Here is a 16794-nt window from a genome sequence, read left to right as displayed (position 1 = left end):
TTACCACGCTGACATTCCCGCACTGGCTCACTCTCCCCCGGAGCTTCGATGACAACTGCCTGGTCCCGTCGCGCCCTGCTGGCCACGGGCGGCGGTGCGGCGCTCGCCCTCGGCCTGCCGACCGCCGCGTCCGCCACCGGCTCCGCAGCCCTCCCCGCTTCCGCCGCCTCCACCACCGCCGCCGACGAGTTCGCCGCCCTGCGTGCGAAGTGGCGCGATCTGTACCTGGGAACCGGCTTCAGCCCGACCGCCGAGCCCTTCAAGTCCAAGCTCGCCGACCTCGGCGCCCAGGCAAGCGGTTTCCATTCCACGATGGCCCCCGCGCGCGGCTCCCTCTGGCCGGACCTGGTCCATCTCGACCCCGAACCGGACACCGACACCGAGTCGTTCAACTTCTCCGCCAACATGAACACCGGCTACAACCGGCTGCGCACCATGGCGGAGGCGTACTCCCAGCCCGGCACCGGGGTCACCGGCGACACCGGTCTCAGGGATGCGGTCATCACCGGCCTCGACCACCTGTACGCCGACGTCTTCAACGAGTCGACCGCCCGTTACGGGAACTGGTGGAACTGGCAGATCGGCGCGCCCCAGGCCCTCATGGACACCTGCGTGCTGCTGTACGACGCCCTGTCGGACGTCCAGCGTGCCAACTACTGCAATGCCGTGGACAAGTTCCTGCCCGACTCCGCCGTCGGCTCGTACACCGGCACCAGCACCGGCGCCAACCGCGTCGACCTGTGCCGCGGCATGATCCTGCGCGGCATCGTCGGTGCCGACGCCGCCAAGGTCGCGCTCGCGGTCGACGCGCTCTCGCCGGTCTTCCCGTACGTCACGACCGGCGACGGCTTCTACCCGGACGGCTCGTTCGTCCAGCACACCTCCATCCCGTACATCGGTGGCTACGGCGCGGTCCTCAACGACGGTCTTGGCCGGCTGTTCGCCCTGCTGCGCGGTTCGACCTGGGAGATCACCGATCCGGGCAGCCGGCAGTTCCTCGACACCATCGACGCGGCCATCGCCCCGTTCATCTACGACGGCCTGATGATGGACAACGTCTCGGGCCGCGGCATCACCCGCGTCGGCGCCAGCGACCACACCCGTGCCCACGGCGTGATGGCCTCCATCGTGCTGCTCGGCATGGGCGCCGGCCCCGAGGAGAACGCCCGCTGGCGCGCCATGGTCAAGGGCTGGCTGCAGCGCGACTACTACGCCCCGGCGCTCAAGGCCGGCTCCCTGAGCCTGGTCAACACCGCCCGGCTGCAGACCCTGTTGGACGACACGACCGTCACCGCGTCGCCGGAGCCGGCCGCGCACCGGGTCTTCCACAACATGGACCGGGCCACCCACCGCCGCCGCGGCTGGGGCGCCGGTCTCTCGATGGCCTCCGATCGGATCGCCCACTACGAGTTCGGCAACGGGGAGAACAAGCGCGGCTGGCACACCGGCGCGGGCTGGCTGCAGTGGTGGGGCGACGGCGCGGGTCTCGAACAGTACTCGGACGCGTACTGGCCGACCGTCGACCCGTACCGGCTGCCCGGCATCACCGTCTCCCGGAAGAAGCTCGCCGACGGGCAGGGCGGCGCCTGGGCCAACCCGAAGCCGGGCACGAAGTGGGTCGGCGGCACCGGTGACGGCGAGTTCGGCACCTCCGGCCAGCACTTCCAGGGCCTGGCGAGCACGATGCACGCCCGCAAGTCGTGGTTCTGGCTCGACGACTGCGTGGTCTGCCTCGGCTCCGGCATCACCTCCGCCGACGGCGCGGCCGTCGAGACGGTCATCGACAACCGCTGCCTCGGCGCGAGCGGCACACAGCGGCTGCTGCTCGACGGCGTGGCCCAGCCCGCCACCCAGGGCTGGACCACCACCCGCACCACCACCTGGGCCCACCTCGACCGGCATGCCGGATACGTCTTCCCCGGCGGCACCGAACTGCACGCGCTGCGCGAGGAGCGCACCGGCTCCTGGAAGGACATCAACGACAGCGGCACGGCCACGCCCAACACCCGCCGGTACGTGACCCTTTGGAAGGATCACGGCACCGACCCGGCGGACAGCTCCTACGCGTACATCCTGATGCCGGGCGCGAGCAGCAAGCGCACCGCCGACCGCGCCGCGGACACCGGCTGGCTGCAGATCCTCGCCAATGACGCCGGACGCACCGGCATCCGCGTTCCCTCCCTCGGCTTCACCGGCGTCAACTTCTGGGCGGCGGGCACGGCGGGCAAGGTCACGGCGAGTGCGCCGGTCTGCGTGCAGATCCACGAGAAGCGCGACGGCACCGCCACGATCAGTGTCTCCGACCCGTCCCGCACCGTCACCGGCCTCACCCTCACCTGGAAGCGACCCGTCAAGTCCGTCCTGTCCAAGGCGGAGACGGTCACCGGCGTCCAGACCGGTTCGTCGGTGACCATGACCTTCGGCGACCTGAGCCGGAGCCGCGGCGCCACGCACACGGTGCGCGTCCGGGTGCGGTGACCACGGGCCGGATGCGGTGACCACGGGATGGCCCGGCGTGCCCTTCGGGTGCCGCCGGGCCATCCTGGGCTCCGGGGTTGCGGTTGCCGCAGCGGCAGCTTCTACCGTCCTGAACAGGGCCGGAGAGACCGGCCCGGTGAGGTGATCGTGAGGGGAGGCGGCGATGGTCTGGCCGATCGCGGAGGTCGCCCGGATGTCCGGTGTGACGGCTCGGACGCTGCGCCACTACGACGAGATCGGCCTGCTGCCGCCCGCGGGGACCGGTTCCAACGGCCACCGCTGCTACGGGGAGGGCGAGCTGCTCCGGCTGCAGCAGATCCTCGTGCTGCGGGCGCTGGGGCTGGGTCTGCCCGAGATCGGGCGGATCCTGGCCTCGCAGGTCGATGAGGTGGAGGCGCTGCGCGGTCACCACCGCCGGCTCCTCGCCGAGCGCGACCGGATCGACGCGCTGGCCGGCACCGTCTCCCGCACGATCGCCGAACTGGAGGAATCCAGAAAGGACGGTGGCCCCATGACGGCGATCAACCGACCGGAGAATCTCTTCGAGGGCGTTCGGCCCGCCCAGATCCAGGAGAGCCTGCGCGACTTCCCGGAGTTGGCCGGGGACATCGACCGGCACACCTCGGCGATGAGCGAGGAGCAGATCGAGGCCGGACACCGCGAGCGCACGGCACAGATGATCCGCCTGGCGGAGCTGCTGGCCGCCGGGGTGCCCGCCGACGCGGGTCAGGTGCAGGCCGAGATCGAGGCCCAGCACCGGGCCCTGACCGGACTACGAGCGGTCTCCGCCGAGGAGTACCGGGCGATCGGCCGCTCCTGTGTGGAGAACGAGCAGTGGCGCGCGGCGTACGAGGCGATCGCGCCGGGCCTGGCCGCGTACCAGCGGGACGCCATCGAGGCGTACGTGACGACCCGGTTGACGTAACGACCGTGCCGGCGTGACAACCCTGCCGGTCCGAGCCGGGGCAAGCGGCGAAGGTGCCGCCTGCCCCGGCTCACTCGGTTTCCGCCCGCCCCGCCTCACTCGGCGGCGTCGCCCGGCCCGAGCCGGAGGGCGGCGTCGAGCAGGGTCACCAGTTGCCCGACCCGTTCCTGTGCCTGCTGCCGGTCGTGCGCGCCGGTCATGAGCAGGTGGTGGACGGTCCCGACCAGGGCGAGGGCCGCGGCGGCGGTGTCGGCCCGTTCCGCGATCCGGCCGCCCCGCCGTTCCGCGTCCAGGTAGCCGGTGATCGCGTCCTGGACCGTGTCGAAGCCCGGCGCACCGCCCGCCAGGGCCTCGCGGATGTGCGATGAAGCCTCGGGGCGGGTGAGCGCCAGCCCGGCGACGGTGGGGCCGGCCGAGGACAGCAGCGCGAGAGCGGCGCCGTGAAGGTTCTCCGCGACGGTGCCCTGCCCCACCCGCCCCCGGAGCTCCTCGGCGTGCCGGGCCACCCGCGCGAACCGGTCCAGGACCAACTCCGCGACGAACTGGTCCAGTCCGCGGAAGTGGGCGTGCAGAAGGCCCTTGGCGCAGCCGGCCTCACCGGTGATCGCCCGGCTCGTCAGGGCGCCCGGCCCGTCCCGCTCCAGCACCCGCTCCGCAGCGGCGAACAGCCGCTCGCGGACGTCCGGAGTCGTCACACCACGCGGTGACACGGCGTCCCTCCCTCTCAGCCCGTTTACAGTATGGGCGATTGCCCATACCTTGTATGGGCGCTCGCCCATACTAGTTGCTCCGACGTCCGCGGGCGCCTGAATCCAGGGGGAGAGATCCGCATGCGCCACATCGCCAACAAGGACCAGGACCAGGCATGGAACGGTTACGAAGGGAGCTACTGGGCCGCCAACCAGGACCGTTGGGACGGGGTGAACGGAGGGTTCGACGAGCCCCTGCTCGCCGCCGCGGCCCTCACCGGACGGGACCGTGTCCTCGACATCGGCTGCGGTGCGGGGCGCACCACCCGGCTCGCCGCGCGACGGGCGAGCGGCGGGCAGGCGCTGGGCCTGGATCTGTCGGCCCCGATGCTGGCCCGTGCGCGGGAGTCCGCGCGGCGCGAGGGGATCGGCAATGTCGCGTTCGAGCAGGCGGACGTCCAGGTCCATCCGTTCGGGCCCGCGCTCTTCGACGTCGCGATCAGCCGCTTCGGGGTGATGTTCTTCGCCGATCCCGTCGCCGCCTTCGCCAACATCGGGCGGGCGCTGCGCCCCGGCGGCCGTATCGCCTTCGTCTGCACCGCGCGGGCCGACCGGAACGAGTGGCTCCAGGCCATCCGGGCGCTGGGCGACCTCCTGCCCGTCGGCGGGCTGGGCACCCCGGGCCCCGGCATGTTCTCGCTGGCGGACCCGGAGGCCGTGCATGACGCACTGTCCCGCGCCGGGTACGAGGCCATCGTCACGACGCCGGTCGAGGCGTACGGGACCTGGGGCCTGGACGCCGCCGACGCCGCGGCCTTCCTGCTGGGCTCCGGCCCCGGCCGGCACCTGATGGGCCGGGCCGGGGAGGACGACCGGGATCGGGCCCGGCAGCGGCTCGTCGACCTCCTGCGGCCCCACGAGCGGGAAGGCGCAATCCAGCTGCGCAGTGCCGCCCGGTTGGTCACCGCACGACGGCCCGGGTGACACGAGGGGCGGCGTCCGCCGCCGGGGCGGACACCCACCCCTGGCAGCGGGCGCCGCCCGGCCGCAGTCGTCGAGGAACACCCGCCCCCTTTCAGGCCGCGGCCTTTTCCGGCCGGTCGCCACTGCCCGCACCCTCGCCCGCGTCCCCGGCAGCAGGTGCGGTGCGCAGGGTCAGCAGGGCGGCGAGACCACCGACCACCGCGAGGGACGCGGCGCCGAGGAAGGCGGCGGAGAAGCCGTTGGTGAGCGCCACCGGGTTCCCCTGCTCACCGGCGCCGTGCGCGGCGGCCAGTGCCGTCATGGCGGCGAGACCCAGTGCGGAGCCGACCTGGTAGCTGGTGTTGACGATCCCCGAGGCCAGACCGCCCTCCTCCGGACGGGCACTGGAGAGCGCGGTGCCGAGCGACGGGATGAACGCCAGCGACATACCCACCGCCGAGAGCAGGGAGGCGGGCAGCACGTCGACGAGGAAGCTTCCGTCCGGGCGGGCGAGCGAGAGCCAGAACATGCCCGCCCCGAGCGCGAACAGCCCCAGGACGATGAGGGGCTTGGGCCCGAACCGGGAGATCAGCCGCGGCGCCAGGACGATCATCATGATCATGATGGCGACGGTCATCGGCAGCAGCGCGGAGCCGGAGGCGAAGGCGCCCAGCCCCAGGACCTGCTGGAGGTAGAGGTTGAGGAAGAACCACATGGGGATCCACGCGGCGGCCATGAGCAGCTGGGCGATGTTGGCACCGGCCAGGTTGGGCGCCCGCCAGATGCCCAGCCGCATCAGCGGTTCGCGCCGCTTGGCCTGGATCGCGACGAACGCGGCGATCAGCGCCGCACCGGCCAGGAGGACCAGCCAGGTCTCGGCCGAACCCCAACCGGTCTCGGGAGCACGGACGATGGCGTAGACGGCGGCGGCGAGACCCGCCGTGACGGTGACCGCGCCGGCCAGGTCGATCGAGCCGCGCCGTCCCGCTCCCGAAGGCATGACGGCGGGCGTGGCGATCAGGACGACGAGGGCGACGGGGATGTTGATGTAGAACACCCAGGGCCAGCTGGCGTACTGGGTGATGACCCCGCCGAGGAAGACTCCGGCGGTACCGCCGGCCGGGGCGGCGGCGCCGTACAGCGCGAAGGCCTTCCCCAGCTCCTGGGGCCGCGAGCCGAACAGGGTCATCAGCAGGGTGAGGGCGGACGGCGCGATCAGCGCGGCACCCACGCCCTGCAGGGCCCGCCCGGTCAGCTCGACCCAGACCTCACCCGCGAGGCCCGCGGTCAGGGACCCCGCGGCGAGGACGACCCATCCGGCGCTGAACAGGCGCCTGGCGCCGAGCAGGTCCGACAGCCGCCCGCCGAGCAGCAGCAGCCCGCCGAAGGCGACGACATAGGCGTTGAACACCCACGACAGGTTCTCCTGGGAAAAGCCCAGGTCGGCCTGCATCTCGGGCAGGGCCACGCCGATGATCGACGTATCCATGATGACGATGAACTGAGCCAGGGCGATCAGCGCGAGCGCGGACCATCTCCGCGAATCGGTTGACGCGTTTGGTGATGCCGACACGGCCATTGCAAGCACTCCTATACGGGAGGGGGGTATCTACGCATCGCGAATATACCCCCTAGGGGTATCCATGACCAGCGCCCGGCGGCACGAGACGGCCGACAGGCTCCACCCGGAGCCGGATGCCCCGCCGAACCTCCGTCCGATAGCTTGAGCAAGAGGGTTGACGGATCGTCAGATATCCCGTCAACCAGATGCACCGCATACCGAAAAGGGCAAAAATGACAAAGATGTATCGCGCTGTGGAGTTCGCGGAGTACGGGGATCCCGAGGTCTTACGCGTGGTGGACCGCGAGGTGCCTCGTCCTGGTCCCGGGCAGGTGCTGGTGGAGGTCCGCGCCGCCGGGGTGAATCCGCTGGACTGGCAGCTGCGCAGCGGGGCCGTCGCGGAGATGATGCCGGTGGAGTTCCCCTCGGTGCCCGGCGGCGATGTCGCCGGTGTCGTCGCGGAGGCCGGTGCGGACGTGACCGGCCTCGCCGTGGGCGACGAGGTCTTCGGCTCGATCGGCTCCGGCGGCTACGCCGAGTTCGCACTCGCGCCCGCGGCGCAGCTCGCACGGAAGCCCGAAGGCGTGCCCTGGGAGGTCGCGGCCGGGCTGCCGGTGGCCGTCAACACGGCGTACCAGGTGCTCACGGACCTCGGGCTGAGGTCCGGGGAGACCGTGGTCGTGGACGGGGCCGCCGGTGGCGTCGGGTCCGTGGCCGTGCAGCTCGCCAGGCATCTCGGCGCGACCGTGATCGGCACGGCGAGCGAGCGCAACCACGCGTACCTGCGCTCGCTCGGCGCCGAACCCGTGGCGTACGGCGAGGGGTTCGCCGAGCGGGTCCGCGCCGTCGCCGCGAAGGGCGTGGACGCGGCGTTCGACGCCGCCGGGAAGGGCTCGCTGCCGGCCCTCGTCGAACTCGCCGGCGGCCCGGACCGCGTGGTCACCATCGCCGATCACCGGGCGGCGGAGCACGGCGTGCGTTTCGCGTTCGCCGGCCCCGACGCGATCCGTGAGCGCCTTGAGCGGGCGGCCGCACTGGTCGTGAGCGGCGGACTCACCCTGTCCGTGGCGAGGACGTACCCCCTGTCCCGGGCCGCCGACGCCCACCGGGAGAGCGCGGGCGGCCATGTACGCGGCAAGCTGATCATCACGCCGAACTGACGGTAGGCGCCGCCCCACCGGCAGGCTGCGGCCATCACGCCTATCGTTGAAGGATGATTAAAACCGAGCATGAGACCGGTCCCCAAGGGGCGCTTGTCTGCCCGGTCTGCAAGCAGCCCGTGACCGCGGTTGTGAAGAGACGGCACAAGAGTCTCGGAATCTTCGTACCCGTGTGGCACCCCGGCCCCTGCCACAACCCCGAATGCCCCGAATACCTGGAGGCCCCGGCCCCGGAGCAAGCCGACCACCAGGACACCTGACACGGCCGAGTCCGGTGAGTCGCCCGCCTCCCGGCGTGCGGCTCATCGGGCACGCCGCGAATCCGGCAGTACGCGCTCACGGCGAGTGTCCCCAGTCCGACGGAAAAGGGCCCTTGGCCAGGAAATTCACTGACCAGGGACCCCTGTGGCAGACGAGTCGGGCTGTACGCCGGGTTCTGTCGCCCGGTCGCCTCGCGGCGGCCGGGGAGACGGCCATCCATCTAGGACCGGCATTGCTGCCGGCCTCGTGCGGTCTACCCGCGAACTCGGGCGGGCCGCCCTCGATCATTCGCGCAGGGCTGTCTTGCGACGGCCCCTCTTGACCTTGCTCCGGGTGGGGTTTACCTAGCCGCCTGAGTCACCTCAGGCGCTGGTGGTCTCTTACACCACCGTTTCACCCTTACCGAGGACCGAAGTCCCCGGCGGTCTGTTTTCTGTGGCACTGTCCCGCGGGTCACCCCGGGTGGCCGTTAGCCATCACCCTGCCCTGTGGAGCCCGGACGTTCCTCGGGGAGATCCGAGGATCCCCACGCGGCCGTCCGCCCGGCTCGTCTGCCGTGCCGACCATGCTACCCGTCATCGATGGACCCGCCGTCCGTGAGGTGGGAGCAGGTCCCTCGATCGTGGCGCAGGCGGGTCCGGAGTTGTCGGACACGGAGAGGTGCTCGGTGAGCGCTTGACCCTGCCGCAGCGTCACGGTTTCTACTGGAGCCATGCGCATCGGAGAGATAGCCGCGCTCGTCGGGGTCACCTCGCGGGCGGTCCGGCACTACCACCACATCGGGCTGCTTCCCGAGCCCGTACGCCGGGCCAACGGCTACCGCGTCTACAGCGTGCGGGACGCCGTGGTGCTGGCCCGGATCCGGCGGCTCACCGAGCTCGGGCTCGGGCTGGACGAGGTGCGGGACGTGCTCGCCGACGCGGAGGGGCACGAGCTCATGGAGGTACTGGCCGGGCTGGACGCGGATCTGGCCCGGCAGGAGGGCGAGATCCGGGAGCGGCGGCGTCGGCTGGCCCGGCTGCTGGACGGGCCGGTCTCCGCCGAGGAGCCCGTTTCACCGGCCCTCGCCGAGCTGCTGGGTACGGTCTCGACGACCGGCTCCCCCATGGCCGCCAAGGACCGCGAGCATCTCGTGCTGCTGGACACCACGGGCGTCGGCGGCGAGATCTACGCCGAGCTGGCGCCGCTGGCCGAGGACCCGGCCGTGCACGCGCTGTACGAGCGGCTGGACGCGCTGGCCGGGGCGGCCGTGGACGATACCCGGATTCCCCCGCTCGCCGCCGAGCTGGCGGCTGCCGTGCCGGACGGGGTGCTGGCGGCGATCCCCTCGGAGGGGCCGGTCGTGGCGGGGCTCGGCGAGGCGCTGCTCGACGACTTCGCGCCCGCGCAGGCCGAGGTGGTGCGCCGGGTGATGGCGGCCCTGGCGGCTCGCGTGACGGGGAGCACTGCGGGGAGGGATGCGGGATGAGCGTGCGCACACTCGTCGGGCACGAGATCCGTTCCCTGCGCAGTCTCGGGCTGTGGGTGCTGCGGCGGCGGCACGCCGTGCCCGAGGGGGCCGTCGCCGTCGCGTACACCGGGCCGCAGACGGCGATGATGTACGGCCTGCTCTTCGTCGCCGTGGTCGAGACGGTGATGCTGGCGCTGCTGGTCCCGTGGCCGGTCGTGCACGGTGTGCTGCTCGTACTCGATGTGTACGGGGTGGTGTTCGTCCTGGCGCTGCATGCGTCCTGCGTGACCCGGCCGCATGTGGTGGACGCCGACGGCGCACTGCGGATTCGCTACGGCGGACGGTTCGACCTGCGGATTCCCGCCGACGCGGTCGCCGGGGCGCGGGTCGAGCGGCGGTTTCCCGAGGGCGGGCCGGTGCTGCTGGGTGCGGACGGGGTGCTCGACCTGGTCGTGGGCGGTCAGACGACGGTGACCGTGGAGCTGGCCGGTCCGGTGGAGTTCGTGCGGCCGATGGGGAAGCGGGGGTTCGCGCGGGCGGTCCGGTTCCACGCGGATGATCCGGGGGCCGCCGTGGCCGCGCTCACGCAGGGGCGAAGAGCACCTTCGACGAACCAGGATCCGCCTGGGCCAGCCTGACCCGCAGCCGCTCCCCCAGCGGGAGCTTCGCGTCGCCGCTCTCGATCCGGGCGACGACGGCCGGTTCCTCGATGTGGACGGTGCCGGTGGTGGGTTCCTGTTCCGACACGTCGACCACGTACGCGTCGAAGACCTCGCCGATCCGGTCCTTGAGCAGCGCGGCCTCGACCAGGTCGACGCACTCGCGCTCGACGGTGTTGGCGCGCCTGGTTCCGTCCGCCATTTCCTTCGGCAGGCCCGGCAGCGCGGCACGGACCCACTCGGGCGGGTCCTGTTCCGCGACGGCGGCGAGGCACAGCTCGGCGGCGTAACGGTCGACGAGGCGGCGCAGCGGGGCGGTGCAGTGCGTGTAGAGGTCGGCGACGGCGGCGTGGACGGCGGGGGTGGGGAGTTCGCCGTGCTCGAAGACGGTGTAGCCGGCGCCGCGCAGGAGGGTGGTGCACTCCTGGAGGAACGCGGCGTGGCCGGCCTTCCGCGGGTCCAGGGAGCGGACGACCTGCGCGTACGGGACGTGGTGCGGCCAGTCGATGTGCAGCGCCTCGGCGGAGCGGCGGAGCCGGGCCACGGCGCCGTCCGGGGCGACCGGCAGGGTGCGCAGGATGCCGGTTCCGGTCTCGGCCATGAGGTGGGCGGCGGCCATGCCGGTCAGCAGGGAGATCTGGGCGTTCCAGCCGTCCGCGGGCAGCGGGGCGCGGTATTCGAGGCCGTAGCCGCCGTCGCGCTCGACGATCTCCTGCTCGGGCACGTTGAGGGAGATGCCGCCGCGGACGACCTCCTGCTCCTCGCGGAGCCGTCCGATGTCGCGGAGCAGGGCCACGGACTCCTCGGCGGTGCCGGTGTCGATCTGCCGCTGGACGCCCGTGTAGTCGAGCTTGGCGCGGCTGCGGACGAGGGCCCGGCGCACCGAGGTGGCGACGACCGCGCCCTCGGTGTCGAGGTCGATCCGCCAGAGCGCGGCGGGGCGGGTCCGTCCCGGCAGAAGGCTGGCGGCGCCCTCGGAGAGCAGTGCGGGGTGGAGCGGCACCCTGCCGTCGGGGAAGTAGAGGGTCGTCACCCGGCGGTGCGCCTCGGTGTCGAGTGCTCCGCCGGGGCGTACGAAGGCCGCGACGTCGGCGATGGCGTAGTGCACCCGGTAGCCGTGTCGGCGGCGTTCGAGGTGCACGGCCTGGTCGAGGTCGGTCGAGGTGGGCGGGTCGATGGTGAGGAACGGCAGGTCCGTCGCGTCCTCGTGGGCCGATACCGCTGGGTCCTTCGCCGCCTGTACCGCTTCGGCGAGGACCTCGGCCGGGAAGTCGTCGGGAAGGTCGAGCTCGGTGCGCAGTTTGCGCAGGGACGCCCCCAGCGGGGTGTCGGCCGGCCCGGTCATACGGAGATGGCGGCGGGGCATGGACCGAGCGTATGGCGGGGCGGGGCGAGCGGCATCCCGGGTGACGGACCGGCCGGTCCCGGGCTGCGGCCGGGACGGCTCCGCCGTCCCCGTACGCTGGCGCGGGGGGCTGGTCCCGTCGCCCCGACCGTGCGTACGAAGGAGAACCGCCGTGCTCGTGCTGTTGCCGCCCTCCGAAGGAAAGGCCGCCTCGGGGCGCGGTGCTCCGCTGAAGCCGGAGTCGCTGTCGCTGCCGGGTCTGGCCCAGGCGCGGGCGGCGGTGCTCGACGAGTTGGTCGAGCTGTGTACGGCGGACGAGGAGAAGGCCCGTGAGGTGCTCGGGCTGAGCGAAGGGCTGCGCGGCGAGATCGCGAAGAACGTGGAGCTCCGGACGGCCGGGACGCGTCCGGCCGGGGAGGTCTACACGGGCGTGCTGTACGACGCGCTGGACCTGGCCTCCCTGGACGCGGCGGCCAAGCGGCGGGCCGGGAAGTCGCTGCTGGTCTTCTCCGGACTGTGGGGCGCCGTGCGGGTGGGCGACCGGATTCCGACGTACCGCTGCTCGATGGGTGTGAAGCTGCCGGGCCTGGGCGCGCTCGGGGCGTACTGGCGCGACCCGATGGCGCAGGTGATGCCGGAGGCCGCCGGGGACGGGCTCGTCCTGGACCTGCGGTCCTCGGCCTACACCGCGGCCTGGAAGCCGAAGGGCGAGGTGGCGGAGCGCACGGCGAGCGTGCGGGTGCTGCACTCCCAGCTGGTGGACGGGGTCGAGAAGCGGTCGGTGGTCAGCCACTTCAACAAGGCGACGAAGGGACGGATGGTCCGCGATCTGCTGGTCTCCGGTGCGCGGCCGGAGGGGCCCGCGGAGCTGGTGGAGACGTTGCGCGGGCTCGGGTACGTGGTGGAGGCCGAGGCTCCGGCGCGGGCCGGGCGGGCATGGTCGCTCGATGTCGTGGTGACGGAGATTCACTGAGCCACCGACCGCCTGCGGGTGGGCCACCCGATCCCACGCATTGCACTATGCGCAACGCTCGTTGCGTACGATGCTGCTGTCGCGCAAGATGAGCGTATGACCTCCTCTGTGCTGGACCTTGCCCCCGTCGTGCCCGTAGTCGTCCTGGAGGACGCCGCCGACGCGGTGCCGCTCGCACGGGCCCTGGTCGCGGGCGGGCTCCCGGCCATCGAGGTGACGCTGCGCACCGCCGCGGCGCTGGACGCGATCAGGGCGATCGCGGCCGAGGTGCCGGACGCGGTGGTCGGGGCCGGCACGGTGATCTCCGTACGGAATGTCGCCGACACCGTCGCCGCGGGGGCCCGGTTCCTGGTCAGCCCCGGCTGGACGGACCGGCTGCTGGACGCGATGAAGGCCTCGGGGGTGCCGTTCCTGCCGGGTGTCTCCACGACGTCCGAGGTGGTCGCGCTGCTGGAGCGCGGGGTCACCGAGATGAAGTTCTTCCCGGCCGAGGCGGCCGGCGGCACGGCGTATCTGAAGGCGCTCTCCGCGCCGCTGCCGCAGGCCCGGTTCTGCCCGACCGGCGGCATCTCGCTCGCCTCCGCGCCGTCGTATCTGGCGCTGCCCAACGTCGGCTGCGTGGGCGGCAGTTGGATGGTTCCGGCGGATGCTGTCGCGGCGAAGGACTGGGCGCGGGTGGAGCGGCTGGCGGGCGAGGCGGCGGCGCTGCGCGGCTGATCTCCCCTCCCCGCCCCTTCCCGGAACCGGGGCTCCGCCCCGGACCCCGGTGGGTGTGGGCGAGGATGCGGGGCGCCACCGCGTGCCGAGCAGAAGCGGCAGCTTCGCGCCGTCGGGGAAGCCGTTCCGTTGCCCCGCCGAAGCGGAAGAAGTTCCGCCGTGCCGACGGAATGAGCGGCACTCAGTTGTCCCGGCAGGGTGGCGCCCCTCTGCCGCCCTGGCGGAATGGGCGACCCTCTGCTCTCCTGCCCGAGCGAGCGACGCACTGTCGCCCCGGCGGGGTGGGCGGCGCTCAGTTGTCCCGGCAGGGTGGCGGCCCTCTGCTGTCCTGCCCGAGTGAGCGACGCACGGCTGTCCGCCGGGGTGGGCGGCACTCAGCCGTCCGACGGAGTGGGCGACGCGCTGCTGTCCTGCCCGAGTGAGCGGCACTCAGCCGTCCCGGCAGACTGGGCGGCGCTCAGCCGTCCCGGCAGGGTGGCGACCCTCGGCTGCCCTGGCAGTGTGAGCGACACTCGGCTGCCCCGGCGGAGTGGGCGTCCCTCAGCCGTCCTGCCCGAGTGAGTGACGCGCTGCTGTCCCACCGGGAGGTCACCGCATCCGCGTGGGAACCGCCGCTCACCACCTCACCCCAAGTACAACGTGTCGTTCAGCACCCGAAATGTCACGTTCCCATCCACCCACTACCCCACCCACCGCCGAGCCCGGGACCGAGGCCGGGCGACGTTGACCCGCCCCCGCCCCGCCTCACCGCAAGTGCGATGTGTCGTTCAGCAGTCGGACCGACGCGTTGCCGTCCGCGTAGTACGCCACCGCCGAGACCGAGGCCGCCGAGAGTTCCATCCGGAACATGGCCTCCGGCGGGGCGCCCAGTGCCAGTCGGATCAGGGTCTTGATCGGGGTCACATGCGTGACCAGGAGGACCGTGCGGCCCGCGTAGCGGGTGGTGAGGCGGTCGCGGGTGGCTGACACACGGCGGGTGACCTCGGCGAAGCTCTCGCCGCCGCCGGTGGGGGCCACCTTCGCGGAACCCAGCCAGGCGTCCAGGTCGGGGCCGTAGCGCTCACGTACCTCGGCGAAGGTCAGGCCCTCCCACGCGCCGAAGTCCGTCTCGCGCAGGCCCTCCTCGATCCGGACCTCCAGACCGAGCCGGGCGGCCACCACGGCCGCCGTTTCGCGGCAGCGGCGCAGCGGGGAACTGACGATCTCCTCGACCGTGCCGCGGGCGGCCAGGGACCGGGCGATGCACTCGGCCTGGTGGCGGCCGGCCGCCGAGAGTTCGGGATCGCTGCCGCCGCTGCCCGAGAACCGCTTCTCAGGGGTGAGGGCGGTCTCACCGTGCCGGAGCAGTACGAAGGTGGCGGGCGTCCCCAGATCGGGTGCCGCGGCCCAGCCGACCTGAGGGGCCGACGTGGAGGCCGCGGCCGGCCGGGAGGCCAGGGCCGCGCGGGCCTTCGCCGCGCCCGCCGCCGCGTCACCGGGCGGGCCGGAGACCGGCGGCAGCGCGGAGGCCACCGAGGACCGGGGGGTGTCGAGGGCGGCCGTCGACGCCGACGGCTCCCACTGCTTGCCGCGCTTGCCCGCGTCCATCGCCTCGTTGGCGAGCCGGTCGGCGTGCTTGTTCTTCTCGCGCGGGATCCACTCGTACGTGACGGCGGAGGCCGGCAGGATCCTGGCGGCCTCCGCCGCGAGCGGCTTCATGTCGGGGTGCTTGATCTTCCAGCGGCCCGACATCTGTTCCACGACCAGTTTGGAGTCCATCCGGACCCGCACCTGGACCGCGCCGTCCGCCGAGGCGTCCGGCACCAGCGCCTTCGCCGCCTTCAGGCCCGCGATGAGGCCCTTGTACTCGGCGACGTTGTTCGTCGCGACACCGATGTACTCGGCGGCCTCGGCGAGGGTCTCCCCCGTCACCGGATCGATGACGGCCGCTCCGTAACCGGCGGGCCCGGGGTTGCCCCGGGATCCGCCGTCGGCCTCGATGACGAACTGGCGCGGCTGGGTCATTACAGGCCCGACTCCGCCGTACGGACCAGGATGCGGTGGCAGTTCTCGCAGCGCAGGACGGTGTCCGGGGAGGCCGCCTTCACGTCGTTGACCTCGGTGATGTTCAGTTCGAGGCGGCAGCCCTCGCAGCGGCGCTGGTAGAGGCGGGCGGCGCCGACCCCGCCCTGCTGGGCGCGGAGCTTGTCGTACAGCTTCATCAGGTCCGCGGGGACGGAACCGGCGACGACCTCGCGCTCCTTGGTGACGGTCGCGGCCTCCTCGTCGAGCTCCTTGGTCGCGGCGTCGCGGCGGGCGGTCGCGTCGTCGGCCTTGGCCTGGACGGCGGAGACCCGGTCGGACAGCTCGGTGACGCGCTCCTGGGCGGACTCGCGGCGCTCCATCACTTCGAGGACGACGTCCTCCAGGTCGCCCTGGCGCTTGGCCAGCGAGGTGATCTCGCGCTGGAGGCTCTCCAGGTCCTTCGGCGAAGTGACCGCGCCGGAGTCGAGACGCTGCTGGTCGCGGGCGGCGCGCTGGCGCACCTGGTCGACGTCCTGCTCGGCCTTGGTCTGCTCGCGGGCGGTGTCGCTCTCCTCGGTCTGCGAGGCGACCAGCAGGTCACGCAGTTGCGCGAGGTCGTTGGTGAGCGAATCGATCTCGGCGTGCTCGGGCAGCGACTTGCGCCGGTGCGCGAGCTGCGACAGGCGTACGTCGAGGGCCTGGACGTCGAGGAGTCGGATCTGGTCGGCGGGCGCGGCGTTCAGTTGGGGGCTCCAGAAGAGTGGTGGGTGGTGGTGGTCCAGGGGTCGGTGACCTGCTTCGAGACGTGGACCCGCAGGTCCCATCCGTGGCGGTCGGAAATCGCGTCGAGCTGTGCCGCGGCCTGTTCGCACCAGGGCCATTCGGTGGCCCAGTGGGCGGCGTCGATCAGACCGAGCGGGGAGCGCTGGACGGCTTCGGAGGCCGGGTGGTGGCGCAGGTCGGCGGTGAGGAAGGCGTCGACCCCCGCGGCGCGCACCGCTTCGAAGAGGCTGTCGCCGGAGCCGCCGCTCACCGCGATGGTGCGCACCATTGCCGCCGGGTCGCCGGCGAGCCGGATGCCCTGCGCGGTGGCGGGCAGCCGGGCGGCCGCGCGGGCGGCGAAGTCGGCCAGGGTCTCGGGGTGGTCGAGCACGCAGATCCGGCCGAGGCCGCGCCGCCCCTTGGGGTCGGACGGGTCCGGTACGAGGGGGCCTTCGACGCGCAGGTCGAGCGCACCGGCCAGGGCGTCGGAGACGCCCGGGTCGGCGGTGTCGGCGTTGGTGTGGGCGACGTGCAGCGCGATGTCGTGCTTGATGAGGGTGTGCACGACCCGGCCCTTGAAGGTGTCGGCGGCGACCGTCGTCGTACCCCGCAGATAGAGCGGGTGGTGGGTGACGATCAGCTGGGCGCCGAGCCGGATCGCCTCGTCGGCGATCGTGTGGACGGGGTCGACGGCGAAGAGCACGCGGTCGACGGGGGCGTCGGGGTCTCCGCAGACGGTGCCGACCGCGTCCCAGCTTTCGGCCCGCTCGGGCGGCCAGAGAGCGTCGAGCTCGGCGAGGACATCAGACAGACGGGGCACAGGCAAAGGCTACCTGCCCTCCGTGCC

At 72.6% G+C, this 16794-nt stretch carries 14 protein-coding genes and 1 other RNA gene; 8 read left to right on the top strand and 7 right to left on the bottom strand.

Features of this window, described 5'->3' with window-relative positions; all coding sequences use genetic code 11:
• Positions 1-48 precede the first annotated feature (48 nt).
• Complete coding sequence (locus OG842_RS27865) at positions 49-2478, top strand: polysaccharide lyase 8 family protein (RefSeq protein WP_266737048.1); 2430 nt, start codon at positions 49-51, stop codon at positions 2476-2478.
• Between the two features lie 163 nt (positions 2479-2641).
• Positions 2642-3403 (top strand): MerR family transcriptional regulator, encoded by a 762-nt coding sequence (locus tag OG842_RS27860; RefSeq protein ID WP_266737050.1) that lies wholly within the window; start codon positions 2642-2644, stop codon positions 3401-3403.
• 95 nt (positions 3404-3498) lie between these two features.
• Here the strand turns inward: OG842_RS27860 and OG842_RS27855 are convergent, their stop codons facing one another.
• Positions 3499-4113, bottom strand: a complete 615-nt coding sequence (locus OG842_RS27855) for a TetR/AcrR family transcriptional regulator (RefSeq protein WP_266737052.1) — start codon at positions 4111-4113, stop codon at positions 3499-3501.
• Positions 4114-4233: 120 nt separating this feature from the next.
• Between OG842_RS27855 and OG842_RS27850 the strand changes: the two genes are divergently transcribed.
• Entirely contained in the window at positions 4234-5076 is an 843-nt protein-coding gene (locus tag OG842_RS27850) for a class I SAM-dependent methyltransferase (protein WP_266737053.1), read from the top strand.
• A gap of 91 nt (positions 5077-5167) precedes the next feature.
• On the opposite strand, the gene OG842_RS27845 is transcribed toward OG842_RS27850, so the two are convergent.
• The gene (locus OG842_RS27845) at positions 5168-6634 is read right to left on the bottom strand and encodes an MFS transporter (protein ID WP_266737054.1); all 1467 of its coding nucleotides are present in this window, start codon (positions 6632-6634) and stop codon (positions 5168-5170) included.
• A 224-nt stretch (positions 6635-6858) separates the two neighbouring features.
• Between OG842_RS27845 and OG842_RS27840 the strand changes: the two genes are divergently transcribed.
• The gene (locus OG842_RS27840; protein WP_266737056.1) at positions 6859-7776 is read left to right on the top strand and encodes an NADP-dependent oxidoreductase; all 918 of its coding nucleotides are present in this window, start codon (positions 6859-6861) and stop codon (positions 7774-7776) included.
• 409 nt (positions 7777-8185) lie between these two features.
• On the opposite strand, the gene rnpB is transcribed toward OG842_RS27840, so the two are convergent.
• Positions 8186-8587: RNase P RNA component class A (rnpB, locus tag OG842_RS27835), an RNA gene on the bottom strand.
• Between the two features lie 162 nt (positions 8588-8749).
• On the opposite strand from rnpB, the gene OG842_RS27830 reads away from it, so the two are divergent.
• Positions 8750-9505: a MerR family transcriptional regulator gene (locus OG842_RS27830; protein WP_266737059.1), complete on the top strand. Its 756-nt coding sequence runs from the start codon at positions 8750-8752 to the stop codon at positions 9503-9505.
• Positions 9502-10125 carry a hypothetical protein gene (locus tag OG842_RS27825; RefSeq protein ID WP_266737060.1) on the top strand — a complete coding sequence of 208 codons (624 nt, stop codon included), beginning with the start codon at positions 9502-9504 and terminating at the stop codon, positions 10123-10125. Before OG842_RS27830 ends, OG842_RS27825 begins: the two co-directional genes overlap by 4 nt.
• Here the strand turns inward: OG842_RS27825 and OG842_RS27820 are convergent.
• Entirely contained in the window at positions 10070-11512 is a 1443-nt protein-coding gene (locus tag OG842_RS27820; RefSeq protein ID WP_266737062.1) for an RNB domain-containing ribonuclease, read from the bottom strand. The two genes, OG842_RS27825 and OG842_RS27820, sit on opposite strands and share 56 nt — an antisense overlap.
• A 151-nt stretch (positions 11513-11663) precedes the next feature.
• Here OG842_RS27820 and yaaA point away from each other — a divergent pair, with 151 nt between their 5' ends.
• Together yaaA and eda are read left to right on the top strand one after the other, a co-directional pair.
• Positions 11664-12464, top strand: coding sequence for a peroxide stress protein YaaA (gene yaaA / locus OG842_RS27815; RefSeq protein ID WP_266737063.1), 801 nt, complete (start codon positions 11664-11666; stop codon positions 12462-12464).
• Positions 12465-12560: 96 nt separating this feature from the next.
• A complete protein-coding gene (gene eda / locus OG842_RS27810) occupies positions 12561-13181 on the top strand; it encodes a bifunctional 4-hydroxy-2-oxoglutarate aldolase/2-dehydro-3-deoxy-phosphogluconate aldolase (RefSeq protein ID WP_266737065.1) in 621 nt (206 codons plus the stop codon).
• Positions 13182-13925: 744 nt separating this feature from the next.
• Here eda and OG842_RS27805 read toward each other — a convergent pair.
• The 3 genes from OG842_RS27805 to OG842_RS27795 are packed head-to-tail and all read right to left on the bottom strand — an operon-like array spanning position 13926 to position 16767.
• Positions 13926-15185 carry a bifunctional RNase H/acid phosphatase gene (locus tag OG842_RS27805; protein WP_266737067.1) on the bottom strand — a complete coding sequence of 420 codons (1260 nt, stop codon included), beginning with the start codon at positions 15183-15185 and terminating at the stop codon, positions 13926-13928.
• Entirely contained in the window at positions 15185-15928 is a 744-nt protein-coding gene (locus tag OG842_RS27800) for a zinc ribbon domain-containing protein (RefSeq protein WP_266737377.1), read from the bottom strand. Before OG842_RS27800 ends, OG842_RS27805 begins: the two co-directional genes overlap by 1 nt.
• Positions 15925-16767: a Nif3-like dinuclear metal center hexameric protein gene (locus OG842_RS27795; protein ID WP_266737069.1), complete on the bottom strand. Its 843-nt coding sequence runs from the start codon at positions 16765-16767 to the stop codon at positions 15925-15927. Before OG842_RS27795 ends, OG842_RS27800 begins: the two co-directional genes overlap by 4 nt.
• Positions 16768-16794: the final 27 nt, after the last annotated feature.

The organism is Streptomyces sp. NBC_00376 (genome assembly GCF_036077095.1).
In the GTDB taxonomy this organism is placed as follows: Bacteria; Actinomycetota; Actinomycetes; order Streptomycetales; family Streptomycetaceae; genus Streptomyces.
This window is presented reverse-complemented; position numbering and strand designations above follow the sequence as displayed.

Coding starts and splice junctions, on each gene's coding strand:
- eda (WP_266737065.1), top strand. CDS start 12,561: ATGACCTCCTCTGTGCTGGACCTTGCCCCCGTCGTGCCCGTAGTCGTC.
- OG842_RS27865 (WP_266737048.1), top strand. CDS start 49: ATGACAACTGCCTGGTCCCGTCGCGCCCTGCTGGCCACGGGCGGCGGT.
- OG842_RS27860 (WP_266737050.1), top strand. CDS start 2,642: ATGGTCTGGCCGATCGCGGAGGTCGCCCGGATGTCCGGTGTGACGGCT.
- OG842_RS27825 (WP_266737060.1), top strand. CDS start 9,502: ATGAGCGTGCGCACACTCGTCGGGCACGAGATCCGTTCCCTGCGCAGT.
- OG842_RS27820 (WP_266737062.1), bottom strand. CDS start 11,512: ATGCCCCGCCGCCATCTCCGTATGACCGGGCCGGCCGACACCCCGCTG.
- OG842_RS27845 (WP_266737054.1), bottom strand. CDS start 6,634: ATGGCCGTGTCGGCATCACCAAACGCGTCAACCGATTCGCGGAGATGG.
- OG842_RS27805 (WP_266737067.1), bottom strand. CDS start 15,185: ATGACCCAGCCGCGCCAGTTCGTCATCGAGGCCGACGGCGGATCCCGG.
- OG842_RS27840 (WP_266737056.1), top strand. CDS start 6,859: ATGTATCGCGCTGTGGAGTTCGCGGAGTACGGGGATCCCGAGGTCTTA.
- OG842_RS27850 (WP_266737053.1), top strand. CDS start 4,234: ATGCGCCACATCGCCAACAAGGACCAGGACCAGGCATGGAACGGTTAC.
- OG842_RS27830 (WP_266737059.1), top strand. CDS start 8,750: ATGCGCATCGGAGAGATAGCCGCGCTCGTCGGGGTCACCTCGCGGGCG.